37 protein-coding genes are annotated in these 25,707 nt (G+C 57.7%); 5 read left to right on the top strand and 32 right to left on the bottom strand.

Annotated features, from left to right (window positions below; translation table 11 throughout):
* Positions 1 to 61: 61 nt before the first annotated feature.
* The 22 genes from Q4T40_07850 to Q4T40_07745 all read right to left on the bottom strand — a co-directional run bounded on the left by Q4T40_07850 (position 62) and on the right by Q4T40_07745 (position 15,484).
* The gene (locus tag Q4T40_07850) at positions 62 to 301 is read right to left on the bottom strand and encodes a hypothetical protein (protein ID MDT8901147.1); all 240 of its coding nucleotides are present in this window, start codon (positions 299 to 301) and stop codon (positions 62 to 64) included.
* Positions 286 to 1,344 (bottom strand): radical SAM protein, encoded by a 1,059-nt coding sequence (locus Q4T40_07845; GenBank protein ID MDT8901146.1) that lies wholly within the window; start codon positions 1,342 to 1,344, stop codon positions 286 to 288. The genes Q4T40_07850 and Q4T40_07845 overlap by 16 nt, the downstream gene beginning before the upstream one ends.
* Entirely contained in the window at positions 1,341 to 3,884 is a 2,544-nt protein-coding gene (locus Q4T40_07840; protein MDT8901145.1) for a DNA methyltransferase, read from the bottom strand. Before Q4T40_07840 ends, Q4T40_07845 begins: the two co-directional genes overlap by 4 nt.
* A 75-nt stretch (positions 3,885 to 3,959) precedes the next feature.
* Positions 3,960 to 5,732, bottom strand: a complete 1,773-nt coding sequence (locus Q4T40_07835; GenBank protein MDT8901144.1) for a DEAD/DEAH box helicase — start codon at positions 5,730 to 5,732, stop codon at positions 3,960 to 3,962.
* Entirely contained in the window at positions 5,729 to 6,103 is a 375-nt protein-coding gene (locus Q4T40_07830) for a hypothetical protein (protein ID MDT8901143.1), read from the bottom strand. Before Q4T40_07830 ends, Q4T40_07835 begins: the two co-directional genes overlap by 4 nt.
* Entirely contained in the window at positions 6,103 to 6,303 is a 201-nt protein-coding gene (locus tag Q4T40_07825) for a hypothetical protein (GenBank protein ID MDT8901142.1), read from the bottom strand. The genes Q4T40_07830 and Q4T40_07825 overlap by 1 nt, the downstream gene beginning before the upstream one ends.
* Positions 6,285 to 7,079 (bottom strand): radical SAM protein, encoded by a 795-nt coding sequence (locus Q4T40_07820; protein ID MDT8901141.1) that lies wholly within the window; start codon positions 7,077 to 7,079, stop codon positions 6,285 to 6,287. The genes Q4T40_07825 and Q4T40_07820 overlap by 19 nt, the downstream gene beginning before the upstream one ends.
* Positions 7,080 to 7,613: a hypothetical protein gene (locus Q4T40_07815; protein ID MDT8901140.1), complete on the bottom strand. Its 534-nt coding sequence runs from the start codon at positions 7,611 to 7,613 to the stop codon at positions 7,080 to 7,082.
* A 274-nt stretch (positions 7,614 to 7,887) separates the two neighbouring features.
* On the bottom strand, positions 7,888 to 8,301 hold the full coding sequence (locus Q4T40_07810) for a hypothetical protein (protein ID MDT8901139.1): 414 nt from the start codon (positions 8,299 to 8,301) through the stop codon (positions 7,888 to 7,890).
* 12 nt (positions 8,302 to 8,313) lie between these two features.
* Complete coding sequence (locus Q4T40_07805; protein ID MDT8901138.1) at positions 8,314 to 8,463, bottom strand: hypothetical protein; 150 nt, start codon at positions 8,461 to 8,463, stop codon at positions 8,314 to 8,316.
* Positions 8,460 to 8,798: a hypothetical protein gene (locus Q4T40_07800; GenBank protein ID MDT8901137.1), complete on the bottom strand. Its 339-nt coding sequence runs from the start codon at positions 8,796 to 8,798 to the stop codon at positions 8,460 to 8,462. Before Q4T40_07800 ends, Q4T40_07805 begins: the two co-directional genes overlap by 4 nt.
* A gap of 4 nt (positions 8,799 to 8,802) precedes the next feature.
* Positions 8,803 to 8,985, bottom strand: coding sequence for a hypothetical protein (locus Q4T40_07795; GenBank protein ID MDT8901136.1), 183 nt, complete (start codon positions 8,983 to 8,985; stop codon positions 8,803 to 8,805).
* 10 nt (positions 8,986 to 8,995) lie between these two features.
* A complete protein-coding gene (locus Q4T40_07790; protein ID MDT8901135.1) occupies positions 8,996 to 9,694 on the bottom strand; it encodes an MBL fold metallo-hydrolase in 699 nt (232 codons plus the stop codon).
* The gene (locus tag Q4T40_07785) at positions 9,694 to 10,764 is read right to left on the bottom strand and encodes a recombinase RecT (protein MDT8901134.1); all 1,071 of its coding nucleotides are present in this window, start codon (positions 10,762 to 10,764) and stop codon (positions 9,694 to 9,696) included. The genes Q4T40_07790 and Q4T40_07785 overlap by 1 nt, the downstream gene beginning before the upstream one ends.
* Positions 10,765 to 12,747 carry a hypothetical protein gene (locus tag Q4T40_07780; protein ID MDT8901133.1) on the bottom strand — a complete coding sequence of 661 codons (1,983 nt, stop codon included), beginning with the start codon at positions 12,745 to 12,747 and terminating at the stop codon, positions 10,765 to 10,767. It lies immediately after the preceding gene.
* Positions 12,744 to 13,073, bottom strand: a complete 330-nt coding sequence (locus tag Q4T40_07775; GenBank protein ID MDT8901132.1) for a hypothetical protein — start codon at positions 13,071 to 13,073, stop codon at positions 12,744 to 12,746. The genes Q4T40_07780 and Q4T40_07775 overlap by 4 nt, the downstream gene beginning before the upstream one ends.
* Positions 13,070 to 13,261, bottom strand: coding sequence for a hypothetical protein (locus Q4T40_07770; GenBank protein ID MDT8901131.1), 192 nt, complete (start codon positions 13,259 to 13,261; stop codon positions 13,070 to 13,072). The genes Q4T40_07775 and Q4T40_07770 overlap by 4 nt, the downstream gene beginning before the upstream one ends.
* Positions 13,262 to 13,306: 45 nt before the next feature.
* Positions 13,307 to 13,777, bottom strand: coding sequence for a helix-turn-helix transcriptional regulator (locus Q4T40_07765; GenBank protein ID MDT8901130.1), 471 nt, complete (start codon positions 13,775 to 13,777; stop codon positions 13,307 to 13,309).
* Between the two features lie 91 nt (positions 13,778 to 13,868).
* Positions 13,869 to 14,033: a hypothetical protein gene (locus tag Q4T40_07760; protein MDT8901129.1), complete on the bottom strand. Its 165-nt coding sequence runs from the start codon at positions 14,031 to 14,033 to the stop codon at positions 13,869 to 13,871.
* Between the two features lie 279 nt (positions 14,034 to 14,312).
* Complete coding sequence (locus tag Q4T40_07755; protein ID MDT8901128.1) at positions 14,313 to 15,065, bottom strand: Bro-N domain-containing protein; 753 nt, start codon at positions 15,063 to 15,065, stop codon at positions 14,313 to 14,315.
* Positions 15,062 to 15,184 (bottom strand): hypothetical protein, encoded by a 123-nt coding sequence (locus Q4T40_07750; protein ID MDT8901127.1) that lies wholly within the window; start codon positions 15,182 to 15,184, stop codon positions 15,062 to 15,064. The genes Q4T40_07755 and Q4T40_07750 overlap by 4 nt, the downstream gene beginning before the upstream one ends.
* A 150-nt stretch (positions 15,185 to 15,334) precedes the next feature.
* Positions 15,335 to 15,484, bottom strand: coding sequence for a hypothetical protein (locus Q4T40_07745; protein ID MDT8901126.1), 150 nt, complete (start codon positions 15,482 to 15,484; stop codon positions 15,335 to 15,337).
* Positions 15,485 to 15,645: 161 nt separating this feature from the next.
* Between Q4T40_07745 and Q4T40_07740 the strand changes: the two genes are divergently transcribed.
* Positions 15,646 to 15,840, top strand: a complete 195-nt coding sequence (locus Q4T40_07740; GenBank protein ID MDT8901125.1) for a hypothetical protein — start codon at positions 15,646 to 15,648, stop codon at positions 15,838 to 15,840.
* Here Q4T40_07740 and Q4T40_07735 read toward each other — a convergent pair.
* Complete coding sequence (locus tag Q4T40_07735; GenBank protein MDT8901124.1) at positions 15,837 to 16,070, bottom strand: helix-turn-helix transcriptional regulator; 234 nt, start codon at positions 16,068 to 16,070, stop codon at positions 15,837 to 15,839. The genes Q4T40_07740 and Q4T40_07735 overlap by 4 nt on opposite strands.
* Positions 16,071 to 16,205: 135 nt before the next feature.
* On the opposite strand from Q4T40_07735, the gene Q4T40_07730 reads away from it, so the two are divergent.
* Entirely contained in the window at positions 16,206 to 16,670 is a 465-nt protein-coding gene (locus tag Q4T40_07730; protein ID MDT8901123.1) for a helix-turn-helix transcriptional regulator, read from the top strand.
* On the opposite strand, the gene Q4T40_07725 is transcribed toward Q4T40_07730, so the two are convergent.
* The gene (locus Q4T40_07725) at positions 16,651 to 16,806 is read right to left on the bottom strand and encodes a hypothetical protein (protein ID MDT8901122.1); all 156 of its coding nucleotides are present in this window, start codon (positions 16,804 to 16,806) and stop codon (positions 16,651 to 16,653) included. The two genes, Q4T40_07730 and Q4T40_07725, sit on opposite strands and share 20 nt — an antisense overlap.
* Positions 16,807 to 17,158: 352 nt before the next feature.
* Here Q4T40_07725 and Q4T40_07720 point away from each other — a divergent pair, with 352 nt between their 5' ends.
* Complete coding sequence (locus tag Q4T40_07720) at positions 17,159 to 17,779, top strand: hypothetical protein (protein MDT8901121.1); 621 nt, start codon at positions 17,159 to 17,161, stop codon at positions 17,777 to 17,779.
* Between the two features lie 21 nt (positions 17,780 to 17,800).
* Positions 17,801 to 19,267, top strand: coding sequence for a recombinase family protein (locus tag Q4T40_07715; GenBank protein MDT8901120.1), 1,467 nt, complete (start codon positions 17,801 to 17,803; stop codon positions 19,265 to 19,267).
* Between the two features lie 41 nt (positions 19,268 to 19,308).
* Here the strand turns inward: Q4T40_07715 and Q4T40_07710 are convergent, their stop codons facing one another.
* From Q4T40_07710 to Q4T40_07695, 4 genes are all read right to left on the bottom strand, one after another.
* Entirely contained in the window at positions 19,309 to 20,352 is a 1,044-nt protein-coding gene (locus Q4T40_07710; GenBank protein ID MDT8901119.1) for an FAD-dependent oxidoreductase, read from the bottom strand.
* 111 nt (positions 20,353 to 20,463) lie between these two features.
* Complete coding sequence (locus Q4T40_07705) at positions 20,464 to 20,955, bottom strand: spore maturation protein (GenBank protein MDT8901118.1); 492 nt, start codon at positions 20,953 to 20,955, stop codon at positions 20,464 to 20,466.
* A gap of 54 nt (positions 20,956 to 21,009) precedes the next feature.
* Entirely contained in the window at positions 21,010 to 21,600 is a 591-nt protein-coding gene (locus tag Q4T40_07700; GenBank protein ID MDT8901117.1) for a nucleoside recognition domain-containing protein, read from the bottom strand.
* 89 nt (positions 21,601 to 21,689) lie between these two features.
* Entirely contained in the window at positions 21,690 to 22,832 is a 1,143-nt protein-coding gene (locus Q4T40_07695; GenBank protein MDT8901116.1) for a D-alanyl-D-alanine carboxypeptidase family protein, read from the bottom strand.
* Between the two features lie 128 nt (positions 22,833 to 22,960).
* Between Q4T40_07695 and Q4T40_07690 the strand changes: the two genes are divergently transcribed.
* Positions 22,961 to 23,149 carry a rubrerythrin family protein gene (locus tag Q4T40_07690; protein ID MDT8901115.1) on the top strand — a complete coding sequence of 63 codons (189 nt, stop codon included), beginning with the start codon at positions 22,961 to 22,963 and terminating at the stop codon, positions 23,147 to 23,149.
* A 94-nt stretch (positions 23,150 to 23,243) separates the two neighbouring features.
* Here the strand turns inward: Q4T40_07690 and ytfJ are convergent, their stop codons facing one another.
* The 4 genes from ytfJ to Q4T40_07670 all read right to left on the bottom strand — a co-directional run bounded on the left by ytfJ (position 23,244) and on the right by Q4T40_07670 (position 25,704).
* Positions 23,244 to 23,696, bottom strand: coding sequence for a GerW family sporulation protein (gene ytfJ, locus Q4T40_07685; GenBank protein ID MDT8901114.1), 453 nt, complete (start codon positions 23,694 to 23,696; stop codon positions 23,244 to 23,246).
* Complete coding sequence (locus Q4T40_07680; protein MDT8901113.1) at positions 23,669 to 24,364, bottom strand: DUF2953 domain-containing protein; 696 nt, start codon at positions 24,362 to 24,364, stop codon at positions 23,669 to 23,671. The genes ytfJ and Q4T40_07680 overlap by 28 nt, the downstream gene beginning before the upstream one ends.
* A 72-nt stretch (positions 24,365 to 24,436) precedes the next feature.
* Positions 24,437 to 24,985 (bottom strand): SMC-Scp complex subunit ScpB, encoded by a 549-nt coding sequence (gene scpB / locus Q4T40_07675; protein MDT8901112.1) that lies wholly within the window; start codon positions 24,983 to 24,985, stop codon positions 24,437 to 24,439.
* The gene (locus tag Q4T40_07670; GenBank protein ID MDT8901111.1) at positions 24,985 to 25,704 is read right to left on the bottom strand and encodes a segregation/condensation protein A; all 720 of its coding nucleotides are present in this window, start codon (positions 25,702 to 25,704) and stop codon (positions 24,985 to 24,987) included. The genes scpB and Q4T40_07670 overlap by 1 nt, the downstream gene beginning before the upstream one ends.
* Positions 25,705 to 25,707 lie beyond the last annotated feature (3 nt).

Here is a 25,707-nt window from a genome sequence, read left to right as displayed (position 1 = left end):
TCCATTGTAGCCCGCGCATGAGGCCGATTGCCAAAAAAACTGTACGGATTTCGAAAAAATTTCACTTCTTAAACTCACCCTGCCCATATAGCCAATCAATCGTGCGCCGGTGCATCGTCGCCGGGTGCGTCAGGTGCTGTATCGTCTGCGCCTGATCATGCAGATGGCCTTTGACGTTGTGCAGCTCGCGGTTGAGTTCGCGGCGCAGGGCGGCGTTCTCGGCCCGTGCGTCGGCGGCCAGACTGTAGGTGTATGCCTGGGCCGCGAGCAGGGCGATGACCAGGGCTATGATGTAGCGCATATCTCTCCCTCCCCGGGTTGATAATCGAGGCGCTTCTTCTGCCGGTATGCCTTGCGGTCGAAGTCCTCGAACCGGCAGGCCTTCTTCGACCAGTATTTATTGCACCAGAGTGCCAGGCGCCGTGTGATCTCCGGCGCTTTCCGCTTGTCGAAGACCATAATGAAGGGGTTGGCGCCGTATTCGTCGAGGATGTCGATTCGCCGGCGGTCATCTTCGTGAGTGCTGTTGAAATTGGTGAGGACGTAGAAGGAGAGGTCGTCGCCTTTGAGGCCTCTGGCCAACAGCTTCTCGATCCCGCTACGGACGATCTGCTCATCGCTGATGTGGTCAAAAGCGAAGTGGATGCGCCGGCCGTGCTTCATTTTGGCTATGTAGTCGGCGGCTTCGTCGGTGACAAGGCGGATGTCGAGGCCCTGGGTGAAGTCCACCTTGTAGCCGTTGTCGATGATCTGCTGGCCCTTATCGCGCCACAGCGGCGAGGCAAGGAAGTTGTTATCGAGCAGCACCAATGCCTTTGACTTGGGGTTCGCGATCTCGGACGGCCAGGCGACGTGCCTGATAGTGCCTTCCTTCTTGGGGACGACGCAGAAGGGGCAGGAGCGGATGCAGCCGCGGGAGGTGAAGCCGAAGCCGTAGGTGATGCCGTAGAGGTCATAGTCTGCGGGTAAGGCCTCGATCTCGGTCGGCAGGGTTTTCTCCAGGCTCCAGCCGGTGCCACCGACTTCGACGCCGGCGGCTGCCAGCTGCTTCGCCAGCCGCAGTGAGCGTTTCTTTACCGAATCATCGAAAATCACTGCTGCGTAGGCCTTGTCGATGGGGTAAAAGAGGTCTTGGCCGAGTAGATAGTCGTCGGGGTTGCGGTAGAGGATTACGTCGTCGCCGCGGGCCTTGTGGTATGCGCTCAGTTTCATGAGCGCAAGGTTAGGCAGTTTGCCGTCTACTTGGATGAGAGCGACGCGCATATCTCCCGCTCCTCCCTCACCCATACCCCGCCGGCCGTCAGAGCCGCAGAATAGGTGTAGAGCTTTGTAACGGTTCATCATCCCGCCTCCCCTTTCACTCCGTCGAGGCGCATCGCGTGCCCCATGCCCTCGTCGATGAAGTCAAACAGCGTCGGCGCGTCCCTCATTGCCTCGGCCACCTGCATGTATCCCAGGCCGTCCCTGAAATAGTCGCTGTTGAGTTCGCAGGCTTGTCCATAGCGGCCAAGTTTCACGGCCGTCATGGGGACCGTCATGATCCCCCCGAACGGGTCGAATACTACCTCGCCGGGGTTACTGTACCTGTTTATCAGCCGCTCGACTATATCAAGCTGCAGCGGGCAGACGTGCATTTCCCTACGCTTCTGCGACTGCTTCGTGTTGAGCGTCTTCATGCGGTTGATATCGTCCCATACTCCATCCGTCCAGGATCCGGGGGCGACCACCATGAAGCTTGCCGGCAGTTTACCGTCCTTGTCGAGCTTCTTCGCCAGGGCGACGTGCTGGTGGTAATCGTAGACGCTTTCCCTCGAGTATTTTCGGTAGACGGCCTGGAGGTTATCGACGGGCAGCGCGGCCAGTTCGTCCTTGCTGATGAGCCGGTCGCCCGATGACCGCCAATATCCGTGGGCGTCAATTTGCCACTGGGCCCTGGTATATTCATCCTTGGACTTTGCCACCGGCGTATCGGCGTAGGCCTTCGAGGTGTCGCTGGGGAGCTTACGGAAGAGCAGAATATACTCCGGGCAGCCGACACCCATCTTCGAGCCGTCTTTGCACTGCTCCGACCAGCCGAGGCGGTAGGTCTGGTTATTCTCCCTCACCACGTCGGTGACGACGGTGATTCTGCCCATGTACTGGAAGCCGTGACGGAGGAAGTGGGCGACGGTGAGGTCGCTGAAGGGGTCGACGGTGGGCATGCCCGTGCCGGTGGCGTTGCCGAACAGGATACGGTCCTTGACGTGGATGGCGGCGATCCGACCGGGCTTCAGTATCCGGAGGAGGTTAGGGGTTAAAAAGTCCATCTGCTCGAAAAACTTCTCGTTATCCTTGTTGTGGCCGAAGTCGTTGTAGGATGGAGTGTATTCGTAATGGTTGCTGAAGGGGATGGACGTGACGATCATGTCGATGGTGTCAGCTGTCATCCGTTCAGTTTCGAGGATGCAGTCGTTATTGGTGACGGTGAAGTGCTTGCCCTTGACTTCCACTCTCTCAACTCCGATTGACCTGGCCATTTTGTCTGCCAATGAGGTGCTGGACAGGCCGTGTTTTTTGATTATGGCGGTCATCTTAGCGACCATCTCGTCATGCTGCCGCCATTTTTCGAGCAGGACTTTCAATATCTGCTGCTCACTCTCGGTGTAGATGATGTCGATGACAACCTGCTCCGTCTGGAGGAAGCGGTAGATGCGGTGGATAGCCTGGATAAAGTCGTTGAATTCGTAGTCGATGCCGATGAAGATGGCTCTGTGGCAGTGGCGCTGGAAGTTGCAGCCCTGGCCGGAAAGCTCTTTTTTAGTGGCGAATAGCCTGATCTTGCCGTCACTGAAGTCGATTACCCGCTGCTCGCGGATGTCGTAGTCTTGGCTGCCGTAGATATCGACCGCGGCGGGCAGGGCTTTTTTGATGGCGTGTCGCTCATCCTCGAGATCATGCCACAGGATGAAGCTATCATCGGGATCCTTGTTGACGATCTCGGCCATCTTCGCCACCCTGGCATTGATGCTGTCGCGCTTTTCCCGGGCGGCGTCGGCCAGGGAAACAGCTGCATCCCGCAGGAGCTTGACCTGGCCGTCCTTTTCGGTGAGGCCGGCGGAGTGGTTGACAGGGATCTCGTGGTAGTTGATTTTGAGCGGCGGCAGTACGTAGCCGGTGTCGTCGAAACCGAGGTCGGAGGGCGAGGTGATGAACATGGCCCAGCTCGAAAGCCACAGCCAGAATTCGTTTTCCTTGTGCGGGTAGAGGGTCAGATTGTTGGCCTTGGTGCTGTCGCGCTGGAAGAATCTCGTCAGGGCCTGGCCGGTGTCCATGATCTCCAGGTATCCAGCGTAGTGGATGAGCTCCTTGTAGCGGTTGGGCGCCGGCGTGGCCGTGGCGAGAAGTTTATACCGGACGCCCTTGAACTTGTCGAGGAAGGTCTGATAGGTCTTGCTGCCGTAGCTCCGGAGGACAGAGGCTTCGTCGAGGGAGGTGGCGGTGAAATACATGGGGTCGATATCGCCGTCCCTTACCCGTTCGTAGTTGGTAATAAGGATGTCGGCTTCAGCCGCGGCGACTTCGGCCATCGTCCGGACGTATTGCGGAGGATCCATGCCGAGCAGCTGCACGGCGTCGCGGGTGAATTCCTGCTTCACGCCCAGGGGGAGGACTATCAGGGCCTTGCCTCCCTCTTTGGCGATGATGATCCGGCACCATTCAAGTTCCTGGACCGTCTTGCCCAGGCCGAAGGATTCGAACAGCGCCCGGCGTCCTCCCCTAATGGCCCACCTGACGGCCTCCCGCTGGTGGGGCTTTAGCGCGGGGTTGATGTCGTCGATCGATATGTCGAAGCCGCTGTCTTTGGCGAGCTCCATTTTGTCGAGTAAAAATTGCTGATAGTTCATATCTCACCCCGAAAGCATATACTATACCGAGGGGACCTTCTGCCACATCCTCTTGGCCCCTACACCGGCCCGGCTTTATGCCGGGCTTTTAACTTTGTTCAGCTTGATAGCCTTGATCTTCTCGACCAGATTACTCATGTGCTGTGTGGCCACCGTCTGGGCTATAGCGCGGTCCTCTTCGGTCTCCGCCTTGTCTCCCATGAGGCCGAGGAATTGCTCCGTCTTAAGCCCCAGAGCCTCCTGGATAGTCTCGTCGGAGCCGTCCTCGCTAACGAGGTAATAGCAGAGGATGGAGTTTTCCTGCCCGATGCGGTGGGCACGGTCCTCGCATTGGGAGTGGATCGCCGGCGACCAGTCCAGCTCTCCGAATACGACGCTGGTTGCGACCTGGAGGCCGTCGAGGCCGGCCGCCGTCCGGAGAGATATACAGCAGAGGGGCGTCATGCCGCTCTTAAACATCTCCACCGCCTCATTCTTAGCGGCGGCATCTTCCTGGCCGGTGATCTTGCCCGGACGGAATTCCCGCAGCTCCTCCATGTAGATGTCGAACACCGCGTGATGGTAGGCGAACAACAGCACTTTTTCCCCGGCCTCCAGCAGCATCCTGACGAAAGCGCAGACGGCGGAAGCCTTGGCTATTCCGGTAGCCATACGGGCCGCTCCCTCGATCTCCCTCTTCACTCTGCCCTTCTCCAGCATGTCCTTGATGGCGTCGTAACCTTGGGCCTTCTCGACGGCTTCGCGTATCAGGTTGCTGAATACGGCCTGATCGGATTCGATAGGCTCAACCACTCGACGCTTAGGCGGCAGCTCGCCGAGAACGTCGGCCTTGGTGTGGCGGATCATCAGGCCCTCGCGCTTTAGGTAGTCGCCGAGGTTAGCCGGATCGGTGACGATATCGCCGTCGTAGCCATAGCACCATGTTCTCGAAAAGCTCTCCCAGTCCGAGAGGCAATGGAAGTCGATGATGTTCATGACGTTCCATATCTGGCCGCCGCGGCCGTAAATCGGGGTACCGGATAATCCTATGACATTCTCGGCCTTGTCCGCCACCAGCGAGGCGGCGGAGTATTTCTCCGTTTGCCGGTGCCGGAGCTCCTGGATCTCGTCGAAGATCACCGTCTTGAAGCCGTATTCCGGCAGTTCGTTCTTCCAGCCTCGCAGGATGAGGTAGTGCATGATGTAGATGTCAGCAGTCGGCAGGTCGTAGGGTTTCAGTCCCTTGATGACATGGACGAACGGGGGTACTGCCTTGCCCTTGCTAAACAATGTTGGCGCCTGCCCTATCGACGGCGGGAGGTCGAGGAATTGGGCAATCTTGTCGAGCCACCCCAGAATAAGGTGCGGAGGAACGACAATCAGGGCCGGCCAGGCGTTCACCGCTGAGAGGAACGCCAGCGCGATCGGCGTCTTGCCCAGGCCCATCTCGTCAGCGTCGAGTGTTCGCCGGTTGTGCATCAGGTGGGCCAAGCTTTCCTTCTGGTACTCCCTGAGCGTCCCGGTAAATGCCGGCGGGGGCGTGACCTTCGTCGGGGCCTTGTTGATGGCCTCCCGCTTTAGGACATGCTGGACGGTTTCCTCATACGTCTGCCGCCACTTCGCTTCATCGGCGATTCGGAGAGGGTAGCGGAGCATCAGCCAGTTAAGGTCGCCGTTGGTGCGCCGGTTGGTGCGGAAGCGGACGCGGGTGCGGTCATAGGTTTTGGAGCCGGGAAAGAGGCGCTGCGCGATTTCGATGACGCAGGGCTCCCCTTCTATTTCCCAGTCCTGTTTTCGTTCGTTGAAGGTCAGGGTGCCGTAATAATACTCGGCTTCAGAGGGGAACTGCAGGTATTGCGGAACGGTCATAAAGCGATACCCCATAATTTATTGAGTGCGATCAGCAGGCAGGGCTTGCCGCTAATCTCTTTGGGTACGTCGTGGATCAGTTGCTCTACGATAAGGATGATGCCTGTTATCTGATGGCAGGCGGCGTAGCGTTCAATCTGGGCGATCACCGCGAGCTTGGGCGGCTTGCCTTTCTTAACTTCCACCCCGATACCGCCTTCGACGAGGAAGTCGATGCGGCTCCGGGGGCCGAGGCGATATTCCTTCTCCGCAGGCAATCCGGCCTCTCGTAGGACGTCCGCCACCATGGACTGCAACTTGTATTCGTCAATGATCTTGGGGACGCGAAGGCGGCGCAGGGCTGCGGCTACTTCGTCTATTGTCATCATCATCACCCCTCGCATAATGCCTGGCACTCCCACCAGATCAGGCCCTCCAACTCTACCGCCAGCTCCCGCACCCGCGGCGGCTGCACAGGCGTCAGGCCCTCATCTTTGAGCATAGCGGCAATCTTGCGCCAGGCTTCTTCTCCATCGGCGGCCCAGACGCGGCAGGAGCGGACCTGCCGCTGCGTTATTGGGGTACCGAACATCTCGCCACCACTTCCCGGATGCTGTCCTTCCAGGCTACCTTCGGGTTCTGGCGCAGGCAGTGATAGAGCAGCATCGTATTGGTGTCGTTCTGGGCGACCTTCAGCCGAGCGATGGCCTCGGCCAGCTCCGGGCTCTGCTCCTTTACCCGCTGGTCGATCTTGTTCATCTTGCCGATCCAGATGTCGTGGGTGACGTAAATATCGACTGCCTCAACAACGCTGACAGCATTGAGTACGCCGCCCAGGTTTGGCTCGATAGAGACGGAGGTGTTGAAGCCGGCTGCTCTGGCAAACAAAAGTGATTTAATGCGCTCCTCCGGCGGCGGCGCCCCCGGCTCCCATAGTGCGCAGGTGTCGGCGTCCATGCTGCCGATGGTGAATCGGAAAAGTATTTGCCGGCGGTAATCGGTAAGCTCCGCGCAGAGCCGCTCGATGCAATCGAGGTGAGGTTTGCTGACGATCAGGACATCATTGCCAGCGGCGAGCATGCGACTGAGGGCAATGACGGCCGACTCCAGGTAGATCGACGTAATGTCGTGGGTGGTGGGAAACATGATTACGTCGTCGGCTTTGCTATACCAGCGCTTGTCGACGGCCGCCTGGTTGATGCGCTCGGTTGTCCAGTCCTCCGGCCGGATGCGCTTCCATCGGTCGACGGCGTCGGCCCGGGCGTAGCAATAGGCGCAGTTGTGGCTGCAGCCGCGGCCGATGTTGTAGCGATGCTTGGCCCATTCGTCAACGCCGGTGCCGGCGCGTTCGCGGGTGAAGGGGTCCATTTATACCGCCTCCCGTTGTCTAGCTTGAAGAGGCAATAAATACTTGCTAACTATGCCCACGATTGGGCAGATAAGGTGCTTACCGTTGATAAGAACAGTGCTGTTGGGGTTGTCGGCCTGCTGCTCTGCTGTCTTGATGACGTTGAAAATGTCGATGTACTTTTGGTCTATCAGGACATACCCGCCGTCGCGGGCAAGGTAAGCTTTGTCATTATGCTCTGTCAATCCGGTCAGTTCGAGAGTAACATTTTGGGCATTGATGGCACTTGCGATTATGCCGCGGGCACTCTCGGGGAAGTCTTTGTGCGGGCGCTGATTGCCGGGATAATACCACCCATTTACCTCGCGGAGCCGCAGTGACGCCTGAACGTGCCATAGCTCGTCGTCACTCAGCACAAGCATGATCTGCGTGTTGGTTACAAGGTTTATTCCATCGTCGCCACTATATAGGCCAACTTGATGGCCCCGAAGCGCGGCGATCACCTTTGACATGTTGAGCTCAGGAATAGGCTTTACCACTGAACGACTTGCCATCTACCGCGCCCCCTTCCGGGCACAGCAAAAGCCGCAGGGTTTCCGCGGCTTATTTCGTTTGGCCTTCTTTTTCATATCTCTCATCTCCCAAAATCAGATTCGAGGAGCGGGCCGGGGGCCGTAATGGCCCCCATCTGGCCCCTGTAACAGTATGAGGTTACTGATTATCTAGCCGCCTTTGTCGTGTTCCCGGCCGTCAGGCGAGGTGTATCCGTTTTCAACCGGGCGGGCGGCGCATAGGCACCACCTCGGCTTTCTTCATGGGGTTCGGTGATTAGGCAATTTCGAAGTGCTTTTGCACGAGCGCTTTTACCGTACCGTAGTTGTGGTGTTCATAAATGCGCTCCTTAATTAAAACTCGGGTATAACCACGAGATGCTTTTTTGCTCTCATCTCGGTAATAATTCGAATCGCTCAAGCAATCGTCCAAAAGCGTATGGTTGATAAAGTAGATGTCTCCTTGGTCGTTGACGTTATAGCGGCGACGAATTTTGCTGTCCTTGTAATAATCGAGGTCGCCGTAACGATAATCTCTCTTCTCGTCAGATACCCTTTTATAGCTCTCCAAGTCTTCCGTCAGAAGTTTTGCCTTTGCTAAAAACATCTCGGTATCAAACTTGACGATAAACATGTGGTAAGAGTGGTAGAATTGGCTGACGATGAGCGTATATTTGAAATCTGAATCCAAGAAAAAACCTCCTTATGCGCAGTCCCCGCCCGGCCGGCCGCCGGTGAGCAGCTGCTTCGTCTTTACGATCCGTATGGTCCGCGCGCTGATCTGCCGGCGCCGCCCGTCGATCATGTGGCTGTTCGCCAGCCAGGCGGCCAGGTCGATTACTTTGCCGCTCATGACCGCCTCAGCAACGCTTTACGGATTTCGCTGCTCAGAAGGCCAAACATCGGGAAAGAGTTCTCCATCATTGTCATAATCGAGATCAGACTCTTTATCATCATAAGGTCAGTGGCTAGTGCCCTGTTTTGAGTAACCGGGACGCCGTCCGTGTCCTCCCTGTCAATAAAGAGAACGAAGCCGCGGGTGGTGTCATACTCCTCTTTGTATTTCTGTCCGTCGACTTCAACGGTAATGGCTACCGTTTTTTTGGCCCTGTTCATTTGCTCCTGAGTTAATCCGTCGACGGGCAGGGGCGGTAAATCTTGAATGGTATCCTTCAGGTATCTAGTCATTTTTTCACCTCAATCCAAGAATCTCATTGATTCGCCGGTGGCGCTCCAGCGCGCTTATTCCCGGCTCAAACGCCGGCCGGAACAAGTCGAAGGCTATGGCCCGGCCGTGACGCCGCCGGCAGCGGGGGCAGAGCTCGTCGAAGGAGGGACGCTTGTAGCGGCCACAGCGGCGGCAGCGGTCAGGCATGGCCTACCTCCTATCCCGCCACGTAGACGGGCTTTCCTGTCGCCGCCTGTACCTCGCGCTTGAAGCGGGCGGCGTCGCTGTTGCCGTTGCTCAGGTGAATCAGATAAATGGCCTCGACCTGCGATAAATCATTGGCCAGCAGGAACTCTTTACAGGTCTGCAATGACATGTGCGACCGTAGCAGGCGGCTTTTCATGGCCACATCCACCTCCCCGCTCTCGACGCGCTCCCGCAGAATGTCGTCGCTGTAGTTGGCCTCGACGAGTATATGGGTTAATCCAGGGAACATATAGCGGCTGTAGGCCGTGTCGGTCAGGTAGACCAGCTTCTCGTCGCCGCTGGCCAGAAGGAAGCCCAGGGGCTCGGCCGCGTCGTGGACGGTATCGAATGGCAGCACGGTGAAGGTGCCGAGGCGGAACTGGTGCCGGGCTTTGGCGGGGTGGCAGCGGTGCCCTGACAGCGCCAGAGCGTCGAATGTGCCCTGCCCGGAGAAGATGTCCAGCCCCGCCTTCGCGGCGTCCCTGGCGGCCTTTGCGTGGTCACCGTGCTCATGGGTGAGCAGGATACCGGCGAGCGCCGATGTCTGAAAGTGCAGGATCCGCTGAATCTCCCGCCAGGCGAGGCCGCAGTCCAGCAGGAGGCCGGTCTTGCCGTCACTGACGCGATAGGCGTTGCCGGCGCTGCTGCTGGCGAGGATATCGATGTCCATCAGTATCCGGGGCCGTCGGTGCCGGTGGGGGCGAGGGTGGTCTGCTGGGCCTTGGCGGCGGGGTGCTCGGTGACGTTGGCCTTGGCGGCGGGCGCCGGTGTGCTCGGGCCATTGGCGTCGCCGATGGGCTCACCGGAATCCGGCGGCATGACCTCGGCTGCGATGTCGAGGGTCTGACTGTTGGCGTGCTCGGCGATCTCGTCCTCGATTTTGCCTTCGCTGAAAGATTTCTCAGCCTGGGCCAGTCGCATGTAGTCGGCGTCGATCTTCGTGCTGTCGACCGTTATGCTGCCGTAGGCGGCCCGGTAAAGCGTCTTATAGACCATCTGCTCATACCAGCCCTCGACCTTCTCCTTGCCGACCTTTTTGCCGTTTTCCCAGACGTCCTTCTCGCCGCCCCAGAACTCGACGGAGGCATGGGCCGGCTTGCGCTTCTCGATCTCTTTTTTGCTCATAACGACAAGCCGGTTTTTGGTCTGGTCGGAGTAAACGAGGTAGTAGAAGCCGCCGATGATTTCCCCGCGGTCGAAGGCATTGTTGACTTCGAACTCAAACGACTCGACGTTGTTGCGGAGGTCTTTCTTTATCGGCTTGAAGGTGTCGGTCGAATAGACAACCTCTACGATCACGGCGACGGGAACGTCCAGACCGTATTTGGTGGCTTTGACCTCCAGCCCGCGGTAGCCGTCGATGAAGCCGATACCGTATTTCTGGATGGCGTTGTTTTTGAACGGGACCATGTTGATGTGGTTTTTTTGCAGCGGGTCGAGGCCCATGCGGGCAGCGGAGACGACGTTGCGGGAAAGCGTTTCGAGGTCGACGTTCGCCCAGGTATAAGGCAGGTTGTTTTTATACCTGTCTTCTTTTCCGGCGTTGCCCTTGACGCGCTTCTCTTCCGCCGTCTTAAGCGCGGAATCCAGAACGATGAAGTAGTTTTGCGCCAGGCGCCGCTGCGAATCGGTCAGAGACAGCTCGCCGACGCCGCTGGTAAACTCGTTGAACACCATTTCCATGAAGCGCGCGGACATCGATTTTTCCGCCTTTTCGACGGCGTTTTTGTTTTCAGCCATTTAACTAGCCTCCTTAAAGAGTGTTTGGGCTCCTACCACCCGCAGCGCCTTGTCGGGCTCGCTGACGACCAGGCGGATGACCTGGGCGGTGGTTTCGGTCAGTTGGGTGACGGCCTCGGCATTGTCGACGAAGATCGGCGCCTCAAAGCCGTAGTGAGCGGCCAGGGTGTTGATGATGTCCAGGCCGACATTGATGCGCGCGGCGTTGTTCAGGCCGCTGCTGTACGGCACGCCACCGGGGCCGAGGGGTTCGCAGCAGGGTTCGATGCCGCCGTTGACCAGCTGGTTGAACATCCGGAAGCGGGCGACCTTGAATTTGCTGTTGATGCGCTTTTCGAGCAGGTTGGCCTGCGCCTTCAAGAAGGTTTCGCAGAGGAAGTTTTCGCCCTCAAGCTGCTCGAACTCGGCGGCGAGCGCCTTCTCCTGGGCCTCCAGCTCAGCTATGCGCTTGCGTCCCTGTGCGCTCTGCTCGATGGCGGCGAAGTTGCCGTTGAGCGCCCGGATGGCCTTCTCGCGGGTTTCGATGGAGGTTTTGATCTCGGCGAGCTGGCCGGCGCGGTCGGTGGTGAGCTTGGCGATCTTGTCCTCGATGGCCGTGCGCTCCCTGAGCGCGGCGACGTAGTCAGGGTTGGCGGACAGGTCGGTGGCTGTGGCGGTGATGGCGTCGATCTCGGACTGCAGGATGCCGATCTTCTCGGCAAGCGAAGCCTTGGCCGCCTCTATGCTGTCGATGTCGGCCTGCAGGCGCTCATTCGCGGCCTTGGCCTCGTCGAGGGCGGCCTTGGTCTGCCGGCCGGTGGCGACGTTCGCCTCCAGCTGCGTGGCCTTGTCGAGGTTAAACTGCGCCTCAGCCTTGTCGCGGGCTTCCTGCAGCCGTTCCATCGGTAGGGGCTGCTCGCAGGTCGGGCAGACGGTCGCGCCATTGAACTCGAACTGGCGGGCGTTGATCTCCTGCCATTGCTGGCGCAGGAGGGGCAGCTTGGCCTCCATGTCGGCGATGGCGGCGGTGTTCGCCTGCATTGACCGGGCCTTACCGTCGATGTCTGCCTGGATGCCGGACATCTGGCGGCTGATGGTGTCCAGTTCCAGCTTCTTGGCGTGGATCTTGTCGCTGGTGGCGGCCCGGTGAGCGGCCGTGATCTCGGTGATCTTGGCCTGCACTTCGGCCAGCTTCGCCCGCTGCTCGGCGACTTCGCCGCCGCCCTGGGCCCGGACGAGCTCCTGCTGCTTCTCAGACAGTTGCGCCTGCAGCGCCGCCAGTTCGGCCTTCGTCGCGGCCTCGTCGATGCCGTCGACGTTGGGCAGCCCGCGGGTGATCTCGTCGACCCGGACGGGGATGTTCTGCAGTTCGCGGTTGATCTCGGCGCGCCGGGCGGCCAGCACCTTGCGGTGGTCGTCCAGCTTGCGGCCGTTGAGTATGTCGGGCAGCTTGGCCAGCTGCTTATCCGATGCGATGACCTCGGCGTCGCTGATGTCGCCGCAGATGTCGAGCAGGATCTTCCGGCGCTCGGTCCAGTGAATAATCTCGCAGAAATGGGCCGGGTTGGTAAGGAGCCGGAATACGTCCTCATTGAGTATCTGGCCGATGCGGGCGTCATAGTCCCGTTTGGACACCGGCACGCCGTCAATGTAGTGGTCGGTGGTGTGGCCGGTGTGTTCGCGGGCCAGGCTGCCGCGTTTCTGCGTCCAATTCTCTTTGTAGACCTTGCGCAGCGCCAGCGTCCGGCCGCCGCCGAGGTCGTAGATGCCCTCGACCTCATGCTCGAGGTTGTGGAGTTCGTTGCCGGCGGCGTCGCGGGTTTTGATGCCGAAGTCGGTTTTGTTGGCGGTATCCTTGCCGAACAGCAGCCAGCTCTGCGCGTCGGCCAGCGTGGTCTTGCCGGTGGCGTTGTCACCCAGGACGTCGACGCTGTCGCCGTTGGCGTCGAGGGTGAAGTCTCGGACGCCTTTGAAGTTGCGAAGGCGCAGTTTGAGAAGTCTCATGCCGCCTTGCCACCTTTCCCCTCGAAATACCGGCTCACAGCCTCAGTCGCGTCAGCCTGCGGCAGCCCTAATTCATCGGCTTGGAATATCATGAAATACTCGACGCCGCCGATTGTTTTGGACGCTTTGTAGTAGTTCTCGGAATGCTGCTCCACGTTCATTGGTGCGTCAATCCCTACGAAGGTGTCCACGCACGCGGCGCGGCTGGAGAACATTTGAACGTAGGGGCCTGTGGTGCTGTCGGTCACAATGCTGGCGCTGCCTGTCAGAGCCTCGCACTCAGCCGCCAAGGCCATGATTTTTTCGCTCAACTGCTCGATGGTCATGCGCACACCTCCATTTCCAGCGTAGCCGAGCCAAACTCTCGCTGCCCGGCCAGTGTCTCCAGTGCCTTCGCCTTGACGAGGAAGCGGGGCTCCTCGCAGTCTAGCGCCAGCCGCTTGTATTCATCGGCGATACAGTAGAGCATCATGGTCGGCAGCGCTCTGAAATCAATTTCTGGGATGATGTTCATTGACTATTCAATCCTTTCCGTATAGAATTGTGGTAGGACATTTCGTTAGGCCGCTCTTGAGCGGTCTTTTTCTTTGTGTAGGGGCGACAGCAGCACTGCGAACAGTGTGCCGGCAAGCTCGTGAAGTTCCTTGGCGCACATTAACCAGCGCGGATGTTCGTGGTGGTCGACGTGGCCGTCCATGCCGATCTCGTCGATTTCATCCTGGACGGCGCCGACATGCTTCATCTCCACCCGAAGGTTCAGGATGCTCTGGGCGAAGTGGCGGTCGACCGTGATCGCCGGAAGTATCGCCTGCCCCACCCTGTTCGTCTGCTGCAGGTAGGCGTACCCCAGCCACCTGGCGTGATAGGCGTCCATCATTCTCAGCACGACATCCTCGGGGACCGGCGTCACGCCGCGCTCGTAGTCACTTATGGACCGTACACTGACCAGCAGAAGCGGCTCTGCCGATTCCTGGGTAAATCCGGCGTCATCTCTGGCCTTCGCGCACAGTTTCCCGAACGAGCACTGCATGTAATTCACCTCCTTTCGGTGCTAAACTTAAAGTGAGGTCAAACCCTCTCCCAACTCCCGGCCTGTCCTCCTCAAGGGCAGGCTGCTTTTTTCACCACTGGCCGCCCCGGGCGAAGAATTCAGCGAAGCAGCCTTCGTGGGTGACGCGCTTCACCTGCATTTCATTCCGCCGGCGGCGCTGCCGCCTCCACCTGGCCACCATGCTGGCTAACAAGCCGATGGAGCGTTGCCCGGCAAGTTGAAGCACCTTTCCCATGATCACGCCTCCTTCTTCTGCAGTGTCAGGTAAGGTGCCTGACAGCTGCGATCGTCTCTGCAGACCGGAATGACCTTTTTCTGGCGGTTGTCCCACATGTAGTGGTAATTTTGGCTGCGTAACGGCCGCCCGCAGTGGGCGCACTTCTTGGCCTTGGACACTTGAATCACTCCCGGTTCTAAAATTAGGTACTGTAGCCGCCTTTTTTGCGGTGCCAGGCTTACGGGGCCGGCAGTTAGGGTATCCGCAGCGGCGGCGCGTGGGTGGCAACCTCCCTTCTTATCCCGCTTGTTCCTTGTTCAGCATCTTATCCGCCACCCGGATAGCGTCCTCGATCAGGCCGGCCGCCTCCAGATACTCGGGCCGCGTGATGGCCTTCAGGCCGTTTTTCTTGCAGTAGTTCTCCCGCCGGGCGGTCAGGTTGACGCGGTAGGCTGTGTTGAATGCGTCGTCGAAGTGATGCCAGGCTACGCTGTAGATAAGGCCCTGCTGCCAGGCGTACCGCTTGACCATCTTCTCCAGCCGCTGCCGTCGGTCGCCGTCGATGTTGGCGGCATCAAGGCTGTTGATGCGGTGCCCGAGGGTTTCGATCTGCTCCTGCTGCTGCCTGAGCATCCGTTCCTGCTTCACCAGCGCCTGCGTGGCCTGGGCGAGGATTTCAAGCTGCGACATTTCCTGCACAGCATAGGCGCCGGTCCTGCGGATGGACTTTATCACCGACCTTACCCACGCGCGGAAGGCGTTGGCCTGGTCCGTGCGGGCCAGCATGGCCACCTCGTATATGCCGTCCTCAGTGAATACGCGGGTTAACTGCATTCCTCCGGGTGTCCTCAAGTTGAGGAATCCCGAAAACTCCGGCGCATTGAGGTACATGTTTCGGTTCGCCAGGTTGCTGATCGCCTTCTGGGGGTCGGCGTACCCGAGGGCCTGTCCCAACTGCTCCGAGGTCATACAGATGGCGTCGTCGCCATGGTAGAAGTCGCATTTGACAGTGCCGAAGGATTCGGACTTAACCAGCCGTAGCTCGTTCACCGTTCCCCCTCCTCCACTCGAACCTTCCGGTGGCAGATGCAGCATTTCGTATGCTTGCGGGCGGTGTAGGCGTTTTGTTTGCCGACGCTGCCATGCTTCGGGCAGGTGTACGTTTTCAATGCTCTCGCCTCCTCACTCGTTATTCTCCCGGTGCAGCCTCCACAGCAGCAGCAGAGCGACTGCCACGAACACGATAAGGGCGTCGTATCTGCCGGAATCGATGGCCGCGAATAATGCCTGCATGCCTGTCCACCTCCATCGCAGGCCGGCTAACCGGCCGGTCGCTGTTCGTCCTTCTTCTCCTGCTCAGCCTTTTCGCGTTGCAGCCTCCGCAGGGCGATCCTGCCAATTACTCCATAGACAGCCAACAGTCTGGCCTCACCTTCAGGCGACAATTGTTTTTCCTTGGCCTTTGCCATACCGCTCACCTCGTTACAGTCTATGCGCCTACGGATTGTCCGCTTGCCTGTGTCATTGTGCCGTCTCCGCGACTGCTGTGAACCGTCACTCGGTCCCCGTTTCTGGGCTTTTTGCCCTTCATTTGTTACGCTAAAATTACTACCGGCAAGGAGGGCTTCTTATGGGGGACAGGCTTCCAAAATTAACCGTCAGAATCGAAAACGATTACATCAAGAAGCTGGGCTACATTGCCGGGAAAAACCGCAGGTATCGCAACCAGGAAATTTGTTACGCCCTCATCGAGCATATTGAGCAGTGGGAGAAGAAGCACGGCAAGATCGATGTGTCGAAGTTGCCTGACGTGAAGGAAGATTAGGCGGCCGGAGTGGGCGGTTCGCTCGTGGCCGCCTGCTCGTCGATAAGCTCGGCCACGGTAACGCCGAGAGCTGTAGCAATTTTATTTAAAGTTTCAACCGAGCCGATGCTGACGCCGGTTTCGATTTTGGCTATCATAGCCCGCTTAACACCAGAAGCAATGGCAAGGTTTTCCTGTGTGATTTTTTTATTGCGTCTGATGAATTTTATTCTCCGTCCTATGTTCTTCATTTTCACACCTCCTGGCTATAGTATAGTTCCTTAAATTCACAATGTCAACATATTGTTCCTTATTTTCACTATTTTTTTATCGCCATAATTCTGATACACTCAACTTGTGAATACAATTCACCTGCGAGGTGTGCCATGGATGTAGGTCGTCGTTTAAAACAAGTGCTTGACGCTCAAGGCAAATCGGGCCGGGCACTTGCATTAAGGGTTGGCGTTGTTCCGTCTCAGATATCTAAAATTATCAGCGGAACTACCAAGCCTTCTCTGGATTTATTAGAGCGGATTTGTGATGAGCTAGGGATTTCGATGTCTATTTTTTTCTTTGATGAATTTGAACGCGACTGTTACCTTGCTTATGAGCAGATCATGGAGGAAATTAATGACAGAAATCTCCCCGAAAACGAAAAAAACCTCGTCCTTAATGTATTGGGCGAGGTAAAAGAATCATTTATTCCATATTTAGTTAAAACACAGAGACTTAATATAGAAAAGCCTGACGAAGATTTAGAAATGTTTTACCAAATATATAAAAGCCTCTCGCCCGAAAAGCAAGAAGCTTTTAAAGTAATTTTCCGCTCATTTATTCAGATCTGTAAATAATACTAGTCATATTTATTAGTGCATCCACAGCTGCTTTAACTCTGGCCTCACTCAGTACTTTTTCGTTGATTTTTTTCTTGCTGCGACTAGAAGTATTATCAGATTGCTTTTGACTGTATTTATCTACTAAATTCATAACAGCCCTCCGCGCGTCGAACGTTTGTTTGGTATTTCTCCGATCAGAAACATAAATCCTGCTGTAACCAGACGTTAACCTTTCGACATATTCCCCTACTACATTTTGTATGCCCTCATCAACATCACGCTCCTCCGAGACGGCTCCGCGCCGTCACCGTGCCATAAGACGACAACAGCCAGCCCTCCGGCTGGCAGGAAAGCTATGCAAGTATATAAAAAGTTAGACACATAGCCAAAAAATACCTGCTGATTCTGACAGTAACTAATACCTATTTTTAAGGGACAATTGTCCTATTACAGCATTCGACACGGCACAGGACAGGCCGTGTTTTATTATGAGGAGGATGATTATGCGTAGACTGCTCTGCTCCATTTTGGCCATCGCGCTCCTTTCTTCTGTCGCCTTTACGTCCCCGGCCACAATATACGATAAGCTCGGGGTCTCCCGCCCATCAGTAGCGGTTATTACCTCCATTCCTCAACCTTACCAGTCGAAGGACATCAGACAATTCATTATCGAAAAGATGGAGCAGAAATTAACTCCCGATAAGTATAAACAATATATCGGCGATGTTGTTGCCACCCAGGCCCGCGAATACGCAGAACGGCATCGCGTGATTAGTCTCTCGCAGTTCAACAAAGACTTCCTCGTCGGCTTCGGGAGAGAATACCGTTACGATTATGTTGTATATCTGGCATTCGAGCCGGCCACAAGCAATGTCGGCGGGGGCGGCCTGTCAGTGTCGGTGAAACAAGAAATGTTACTGCGGGGTCGCGTGGTCGACGTGGCAAACGATAAGTCGCTATATGATCTCGACATTATCGAAAAAGGGGGCAGCAGCTCCGTTCCCGCTCTCTTTGGCGGCGCTCCAAGTTGGGAGAAGGCCAGAAAAGAGGCCATCGGCAAAGCCCTCGACGAGTTCAATTCAAGGGTCGACATACCGCTGGTAGTTCCAAAGCCCGCCGAATAACCCCACCACCAGGAGGCAGCAATGAACGTCGCCATAATGATCCGCGTATCGACACCAGAACAGTCCCGCTCAGACATCTCCATCCCCTTCCAGAAGTCGGCGACAATGGCCTATTGCAAAGCTAAACAGTGGAACATTCACGACTTCTACATCGACGACGGCTACTCCGGCAAAAACCTAGACCGTCCGGGCATCCAGCGCCTCATCAAGGACGCCAAGGCCAAAAAATTCGACATGGTGCTCGTGTGGAAGCTTGACCGCCTCAGCCGCCGGCAGAAGGACGTGCTCTACCTCATAGAGGATGTGTTCCTCGCCAATTCCATCGACATTGCCAGCGTCACTGAGAACCTTGATACCTCGACCGCTATGGGGCGGGCAATGGTGTCGATTATGGCCGTCTTTGCGCAGCTCGAGCGCGAGACGATCATCGAGCGCGTCACGGCCGCGAAGAAAGAGGCCGCCGAGCAGGGTCGGTTTATGGGCGGCCCCATCCCCTACGGGTATAAACAGGATCCGACGACAAGAGAGCTGTCACTGGATGAGATAGAGGCGGAGGTTATCCGGTGGATCTTCCGCGAATATCTGCATGGCGGCATGGGCTACCAGGGCCTGGCCGACGACCTAACGAGCCGAAAAGTGCCCGTCCCGGCAGATTCCGAGATATGGGGCCGGACCACAGTCAGGCAAATGATAGCTAATCCATTCTTCGCAGGGCTTGTCAAACACGGTGAAAAGCTGTTTAAGGGTAAGCACCCGGCCATCGTCTCTGAGGAGGATTGGACGGCCGCTCAGAAGCTGAGAGCGGCACGCTCGAACTATGCGCCCGAATTCCGTGGCGGTCTTCTGACCGGCATCATCTACTGCGGAGAGTGCGGCGCCCGGATGCGAATAAAGCGGGTCTGGAAGAATATCAAGTACAAGAAGGGCAAGGCCGCTTATTACGTCTGCTACTCCCAGGACGCCAGCTGCAAAGCGATGATTAAAAATATATCCTGCCGCTGCGGCTATAAGCGAGTAGACTATATCGACGACTATGTCGTACATCAGCTCCGTCAGTACAGCCAAAATGAGCGCCTACAGCGAAAGAAGGCCGAGGAGCTACTGCGGCCAGAAGAGATCATGGCGACCTCCAAGGTGGCCGATAAGGTGCGTCGGGAGCTGGACGGCATCAATAAGAAGCTCGATAGATGGTATTCAGTATTCGAGAGTAGCCCTAATATGAAGATCGAGGAACTGAACGCACGGGTAGATACGCTCCGCGATCGACGCCAGATCCTTGAAAAGCAATTGGCCGAATGTGAGGAGAAAGGCGAGGAAGCGCGGGTCAGGGAAACAACCGTGACCGAGCTAATCACAGCCATGCAGAACTTCGACGCCAACTGGCATGACGCCTCAGATGAGGAGCGCCGGGCGATTGTACTCGGAATGATAAAAAGCGTGAAGGTCTACAAAGACGACCGGATAGATATTGAATTAGGGGTAGTATAGTCTGCATGTCCGCCCGGAGTGGAGGCATATCAAGTAGGGCATTACGTTACGGCGTTGTGCCCGGCAAGCAGACCGGTAACGATCGCCTCGGTATGGCCTACGAAGATGCCGGCTTTTTCGCCGCCGCAAAACAGGTTGTCGACGGCGTCGACTTTCAGGTTGTTGCCGCAGGGGGCGATGCCCAGGTAGCGGACGGAATTTCCCTGTCCGCCGGCGTAGGGGTCTTCGTAGCGGGCGTTTTCAAGTCCTGGGACGGTGCGCAGTTCTTCGAGCGGGAAGAAGGAGGTCATGAGTTTGGCGTGACCGGTGTCGAGCAGGACCAGATTGGCGGCGTATTCGGGGATGGCATACTGCGAACACGCTTTGCGGCCGAGCGAGGTGCTTTTTACGAGGTGCTCCGGCATCGGTATAACGACCGCGCCCTCCCTTTCAAGCCGCTCGCGGATTTCCGCGCTGAGCGAATCTTTGTTGAGTTTGCAGGAGCCGCTCATGGCGCCATATGTGCCGTCCGCCTTCAGACCCATTATCTCTTTGACCTGGGCGCGGGCCGAAACGCTTACCCGGGGACCGAAGGAAGGACAGCGCAGGATGCACATGGCGCAGCCGTTGCCGTATTTGAGGCAGTTGCCCATCGGCCCGGCCGTGCCTGTGGTGTCTACGAATACGTCGCCTTTGACGACCTCGCCGCTGTCGATCACCAGAGCCTGGATTGTACGGCCGTATTTGAGCACGTCCATAACCCTGGTTGTCGTACGTACGGTTATCCCGTAGTTGACCAGCACCTTTTTGACCAACGGCTCCATGGCGCTGACATCGTAGAGCGAGGCGTGGCTGTGGCCGGGAAAACTTATGCCCCGGTGCCGGGCGTTGGCGTCCATGGCGACAAAAAGATCGCCGCCCCCCATGGCCGTCGCTTCCTCGGCGGCGGTGTAACGCCCGTTGTTGCGGTATATGCCACCTACCAGGCCCGTGCCCAGGAGCATGTCGGTACGCTCCAGAAGCTGCACCTGCGCACCGGCCTTGGCCGCGGCCAAGGCCGCCGCGCACCCGGCCCAGCCGCCGCCGGCGACCACTACTCTGACCATCGCAGTCCCCCCATTATCATCGTTTTCACATTACAGTGTATTCCCGGGCGGCCGATGTGCCACTGGGTGGGGGAAAAAGGAAAGGAGGCTGCGGGTATCCCGCCGCCTCCTTTATGGGCCAAAAAGCAGTTTGCAGATATAAATCGACATGAAAAAACCGGTTATGTCGCCGGTAAGGCCGACGAAAACCGCGTACCGCGGGTTGCGGATACCGGCGGCGCCGAAGTAGACGGTAAGGATGTAGAAGGTGGTGTCGGTGCTGCCAAGGATTGTGGAGGCTGTCCGGCCGATGAGCGAGTCGGGACCTTCACTGGCCAATAGCTCGGTGGTCAAGCCGAGGGCGCCGGTCCCGGACAGTGGGCGCATAACGGCGAGCGGCACGAGTTCCGGCGGAACGCCGATGAAGGCAAGGAGCGGCTTGAGAAGGGCGACACAGTCTTCGAGGGCGCCGGAGGCGCGGAAGACGCCAACTGCAACCAGCATCGCCACCAGAAAGGGCATTATCCGCACTGCTGTCTGGAAGCCCTCGGCCGCTCCTTCGACAAAGGCTTCGTATACTCTTACCCGGCGGAGGTAGCCGGCCAGAGGGATAAGGAGGAGCACCAGCGGAATCGCCCAGGCGGAGAGTATTTCACAAATCAGGGCGAACACGGCGGTTCAGCGGACCCGGCCGCCACAGGCCGCCCGGAAGATGCGGTCCACGGTCAGGGCGGCGGCGGCGGCGGTGAAGCTTACAGCGAGCGTGGCGCCGACTATTTCCGCAGGGTCGACGGAACCGGCGGCGGCCCGCAGGGCGATGACGGTTGCCGGCACGAGGGTGACGCCGGTGGTGCATAGCGCCAGGAGGGTGCACATCGCCGGCGTGGCTGTATCGCGGTCGCGGCTGAGTTTCTGCAGTTCCTGGATGGCCTTTATGCCCAACGGGGTGGCGGCGTTGCCCAGTCCCAGCATGTTGGCGCTTACGGTCATGACGATCGCTCCCATGGCCGGATGGTTCGGCGGCACGCTGGGAAAGATTCTGCGGATGACTGGGCCGATTATGATGGACATCACCCGCACCAGCCCCGCCCTTTCGGCGATTTTCATCATCCCCAGCCACAGGCACATCACCCCGGTGAGTTTAAAAGCCAGGGTGACCGCGTTCTCCGCCGCTGATATAACACTTGGGGTAATCACTTCGATTCTGCCCGTGAACCCGGCGTATACTATACCGCCAGCCAGCAGCAGCAGCCAGATGAGGTTTATCATACGTCTTCCCCTCCTTATGAGGAAAGTATGAGCAAACCAAACCGGCTAGAACGGGAAAAGCCGCCCCGGGGCGGCTGAAATTCGTTTGATCAGGCGAGGTTGCGGACGATGAAGGTGAAAAAGCTCCAGAGTGACCCCCACAGCAGGCTGAAGAACGATTTGCGTTCGATTTGTTCAGTGGCCAGCAGGTCGACGGACGCTATTTCGGTGTTGCGGTAAAAGGTTTTGACCGTGCCCAGTTTCTGGCCGGCGACCACGGGCGCGTCGATGCGATCGGGGGCTTCGATCACTGTGGAGAAGCCTTCCCGGTCGCCCGCCAGGGCCGGGACGGAAAGGGCGCTGGCGGCGACGAGCCTGACTTGCTCCTTCTTGCCGTCGATCACTTTGACCGTTTTCATGATGTCGCCCTGACCGAACATCTTGACCGGCTGCGTGCGGCTAAAGCCATAGTCGAGGAGTTTTATTGAGTCTTCCCACATCCGGTCGCCGTCGAGGACAACGGCTACAAGCTGGATGTCTTTTCGTTTCGCGCCAGAAACCAGGCAGCGGCCGGCTTCGTCGGTGTAGCCGGTCTTGACGCCGTTGCCGCCCTCGTATTGCCAAAGAAGCTTGTTCTCGTTGTAAAGGTCGCGGTCGTGGTCTTTGCCGGGCCAGGGCACGACAATGTGCTTGGTGCCGACGATCTTTGAAAAGAGCGGGTTTTTGTAGCCGTAGGCGGCGATGCGGGCCAGGTCTGCGGCGGTCGAGTAGTGTTTGGGGTCGGGCAGACCGCTGGAGTTCGTAAAGTTGGTGTTGATGGCGCCGATGGCGTGGGCCTTTTCGGTCATCAGACGGGCGAACTTGTCGAGCGAGCCTGATATGTGTTCGGCGACGGCGACGGTGGCGTCGTTGCCGGACACGAGCATCATGCCGTAGAGCAGGTCGCCGAGTTTAAGCTGTTCGCCCGGAGCGAGCCACATCGTCGAGCCTTCGGTTGCGGAGGCTTTGGGGCTGGCGGTGACGATATCATCGAGTTTGCCGTGTTCCAGGGCGACAATCAAGGTCATCATTTTCGTCGTACTGGCGGGCGGGCGTCGGTCGGCCGCCGCCTTGGCATAAATGATCCTGCCTGTGGATGCTTCGATTACGATAGCCGATTTTGCGGTAATGGAAGGCTCCGCCGGAGCTCCCCAGGCTGTCGCGGTTGTGGTGAACAAAAACAATATCAGCGCGATGAACGCCGTTTTTTTCATTGTGACCTCGCAGGTTAGTAATCACAGACAATAACTATTATAACTATGTTTTCCCCGCCCGTCAAAGCCGTCATACATTTTTGCACCACACCGAGGACATAATAAAAGCAGTTTAAGGAGGTGAAAGCATGGAAATGCTTGACGTCAAGACGGCCTTACGCACGACTCTTACCCAGAAGCAGGAATTGGTACGGGATTATCAGACTTTTGCCGAACAGATCAACAACCCCGATGTCTCGAAGATGTATCGCCATTTTGCCGAAGCGGAAGCGTTGCACGCCAACCAGATCAAGGATAAACTGGCCGGCTTGCATTAAGGCAGTAGATGTATATGCGAAAAAACCGCACTGTTATGTGCGGTTTTTTGTATGGGTTATGGGTGTAGACACCGTCGTAAGCACGCCGAAATACCTACATGCCGCTCTGTTGCTGGCTGGCGCCCTGGGTTTCGGCCGTCTCGGCCAGTTCATCGAGATTGTCCTGCGCATCGCGGCTACGCATGATTTCCTGAATTTTTGTGAGCGCCTGCGGCACCATGTCGATGAGCCGGTCATATATCTGGTTGCCTTCCACCGGCATGAATCTTATGCCGTTGACCGGCGAGCATACCAGGAAGCCCACCGGTTTAACGCTGACCCCGGCGCCGCTGCCGCCGCCGAAGGGATGTCCTTCGCGGTTTATGGCTTCTTCGGTTTCGAAGTCGCCGCCGCCGGCGGCAAAACCGAAGGTGACGCGCGAAATCGGGATGATTACCGTGCCGTCCGATGTTTCCACAGCGTCGCCGACGATGGTGTTGACGTCTACCATCCCCTTGATGCTTTCCATGGCCGTTTTCATCAGACTTTGGATCGGGTGTTCTTCCACTGCCTGTCGTCCCCCCTTCCCAACTGCTGGATAGCTGTCGTTATCGCGTTTATAACATTGCCCAGGCGGATGCTGAATATACACTCCAGTTCGATTTCGACGCCTTCCCTGGCGTAGAGCGGCGATACCCGGAACACCGGCCGGGCGACGCTTTTGAGACGTTTTTGCATAAAGGCGTAGACCTGTGCCTTCATCTGCCATGCCAGGCCGGCGGTAACGCCGGTGAGGGCGGCGTCGCCGGTGCCGAGTTTCGTCCGCCAGGAAAGTTTTTCGCAGGTTACGGTCGCGAGGACGAATGCCGCAAGTTGCTTATATATCCGGGTGTAATAGCGAAACTGCTTCATCAGGCGGTGCCAATGCCGGGGGTGGTGGCGGAAGATTTTCCAGGTGTTGCGGACATACCGCTGCTCGGCGCCGGCGTGTGTTTCCGTTTGACCGTCCGGGGTGTCGACGACCGCTTCCGGCCACGGCAGGCCGTCGCGGCTGCTGATACGGGCAAGGGGGACTTCGAGGTGATAGTTGACGATTTTTCTGAGAGCATAGACGTCGATGGCGAGGCGGTCGTCTTCGCCGCGGCGGCGATAGGCCAGGCTGATGAACAGCTTCAGGCGCGCCACGATTACAAAGAGCATTGTGGATGCCAGCCATACCGCCAGCCAAGTCTCCACCTTCATCCCTCCCCTCATGCGCAGTACTATTGTGGCAAAAATAAACCGCCCGCATGCGCGGGCGGCTGGAGTTTATTCATCATGTTCGGGAAGATCGGGATTATCGACCGCCAGCAGTTCGGCCAGGTCGGGCAAGTCGTCGAGGCTGGCAAGGCCGAAGCATTTGAGGAAATCGTCGGTGGTGCCGTAGAGAATGGGCCGGCCGATAGCTTCCTTACGGCCTACTTCTTTGATTAAGCCCCTTTCGACCAGGGTATTTACGACGCCGTCGACCTTGACGCCGCGGATATGTTCGATCTCCAGTTTGGTGACCGGCTGCTTGAAGGCGATGATGGCGAGCGTTTCCATCGCGGCGAGCGACATGCGCGCTTCCTGAACCTCGACCAGTTTTTCGATGATCGGCGAAAGTTCGGGCTTGCTGCATAGCTGATAGCCGCCGGCCACGTCAAGGATGGTCAGCCCGCGGTCGGTGGCGGCCATGTCGTGTTTGAGCTCGGCAACGAGCGCGGCGACGTTTTCGGCGTCGATGTCGAGCATCTGGGCGAGCTTGTCGGCGGGCACCGGGTTGCCGTTCGCAAACAGCAGTGCCTCGATGTGGCCTTTTAGATGACTGTAGAACATCAGTGCACGACCTCTCCCAAGCTAAGGTAGATAGGCCCGAAGTTCCGTTCCTGTTCTATTTGGACGCGCTTCAGGCGAATGAGTTCCAGCAAGGCCAGGAAGGCTGTAACCATTTCGGTGCGCGAGCCGCTGCGGATGAGCGTCTGGGCAAACTCGATCCGCCCGCCCTGTTTTCTGAGTAGTAGGAGGATGTCCTGCATTTTGTCCTGGATGCTGATTTCCTCGCGGGCGATGAAGGCGAATTCGTCGACGGCGCTTTCCCATACGGCGGCGAAGGCTTCAATGAGGTCGTCGATCTTGAGGCCTTCGGGAAGGACGATCTTGGTGGCGAAGTGGCCCGGTGGCCGGGAGATGTACTGCTCCCTCTCCCGCAGCATTTCTTCAAGAGTGGCGGCGGCCTGCTTAAAGCGCCGGTATTCCAGAAGGCGCTGCACGAGTTCCTGGCGGGGATCTTCTTCGGCCGGCAGTTCGGCGGCCGGGGGCTTGGGCAGCAGCATGCGGGATTTTATCTGCAGCAGCGTGGCGGCCATGACGAGAAATTCGCTGGCGACGTCGATGTTGAATTGCTCCATAGTCCGGATGTAGGCGAGGTATTGTTCGGTGACGACGGCGATGGGGATGTCGTAAATGTCAATTTGGTTTTTATCGATAAGGTGCATCAGCAGGGCCAGGGGGCCCTCGAAGGCTTCGAGTTTGATTTTATACTCGGCGGTGCTCATAGC

This window comes from Selenomonadales bacterium 4137-cl, assembly GCA_032334055.1.
In the GTDB taxonomy this organism is placed as follows: domain Bacteria; phylum Bacillota; class Negativicutes; order Sporomusales; family UBA7701; genus Anaeroselena; species Anaeroselena agilis.
This window is presented reverse-complemented; position numbering and strand designations above follow the sequence as displayed.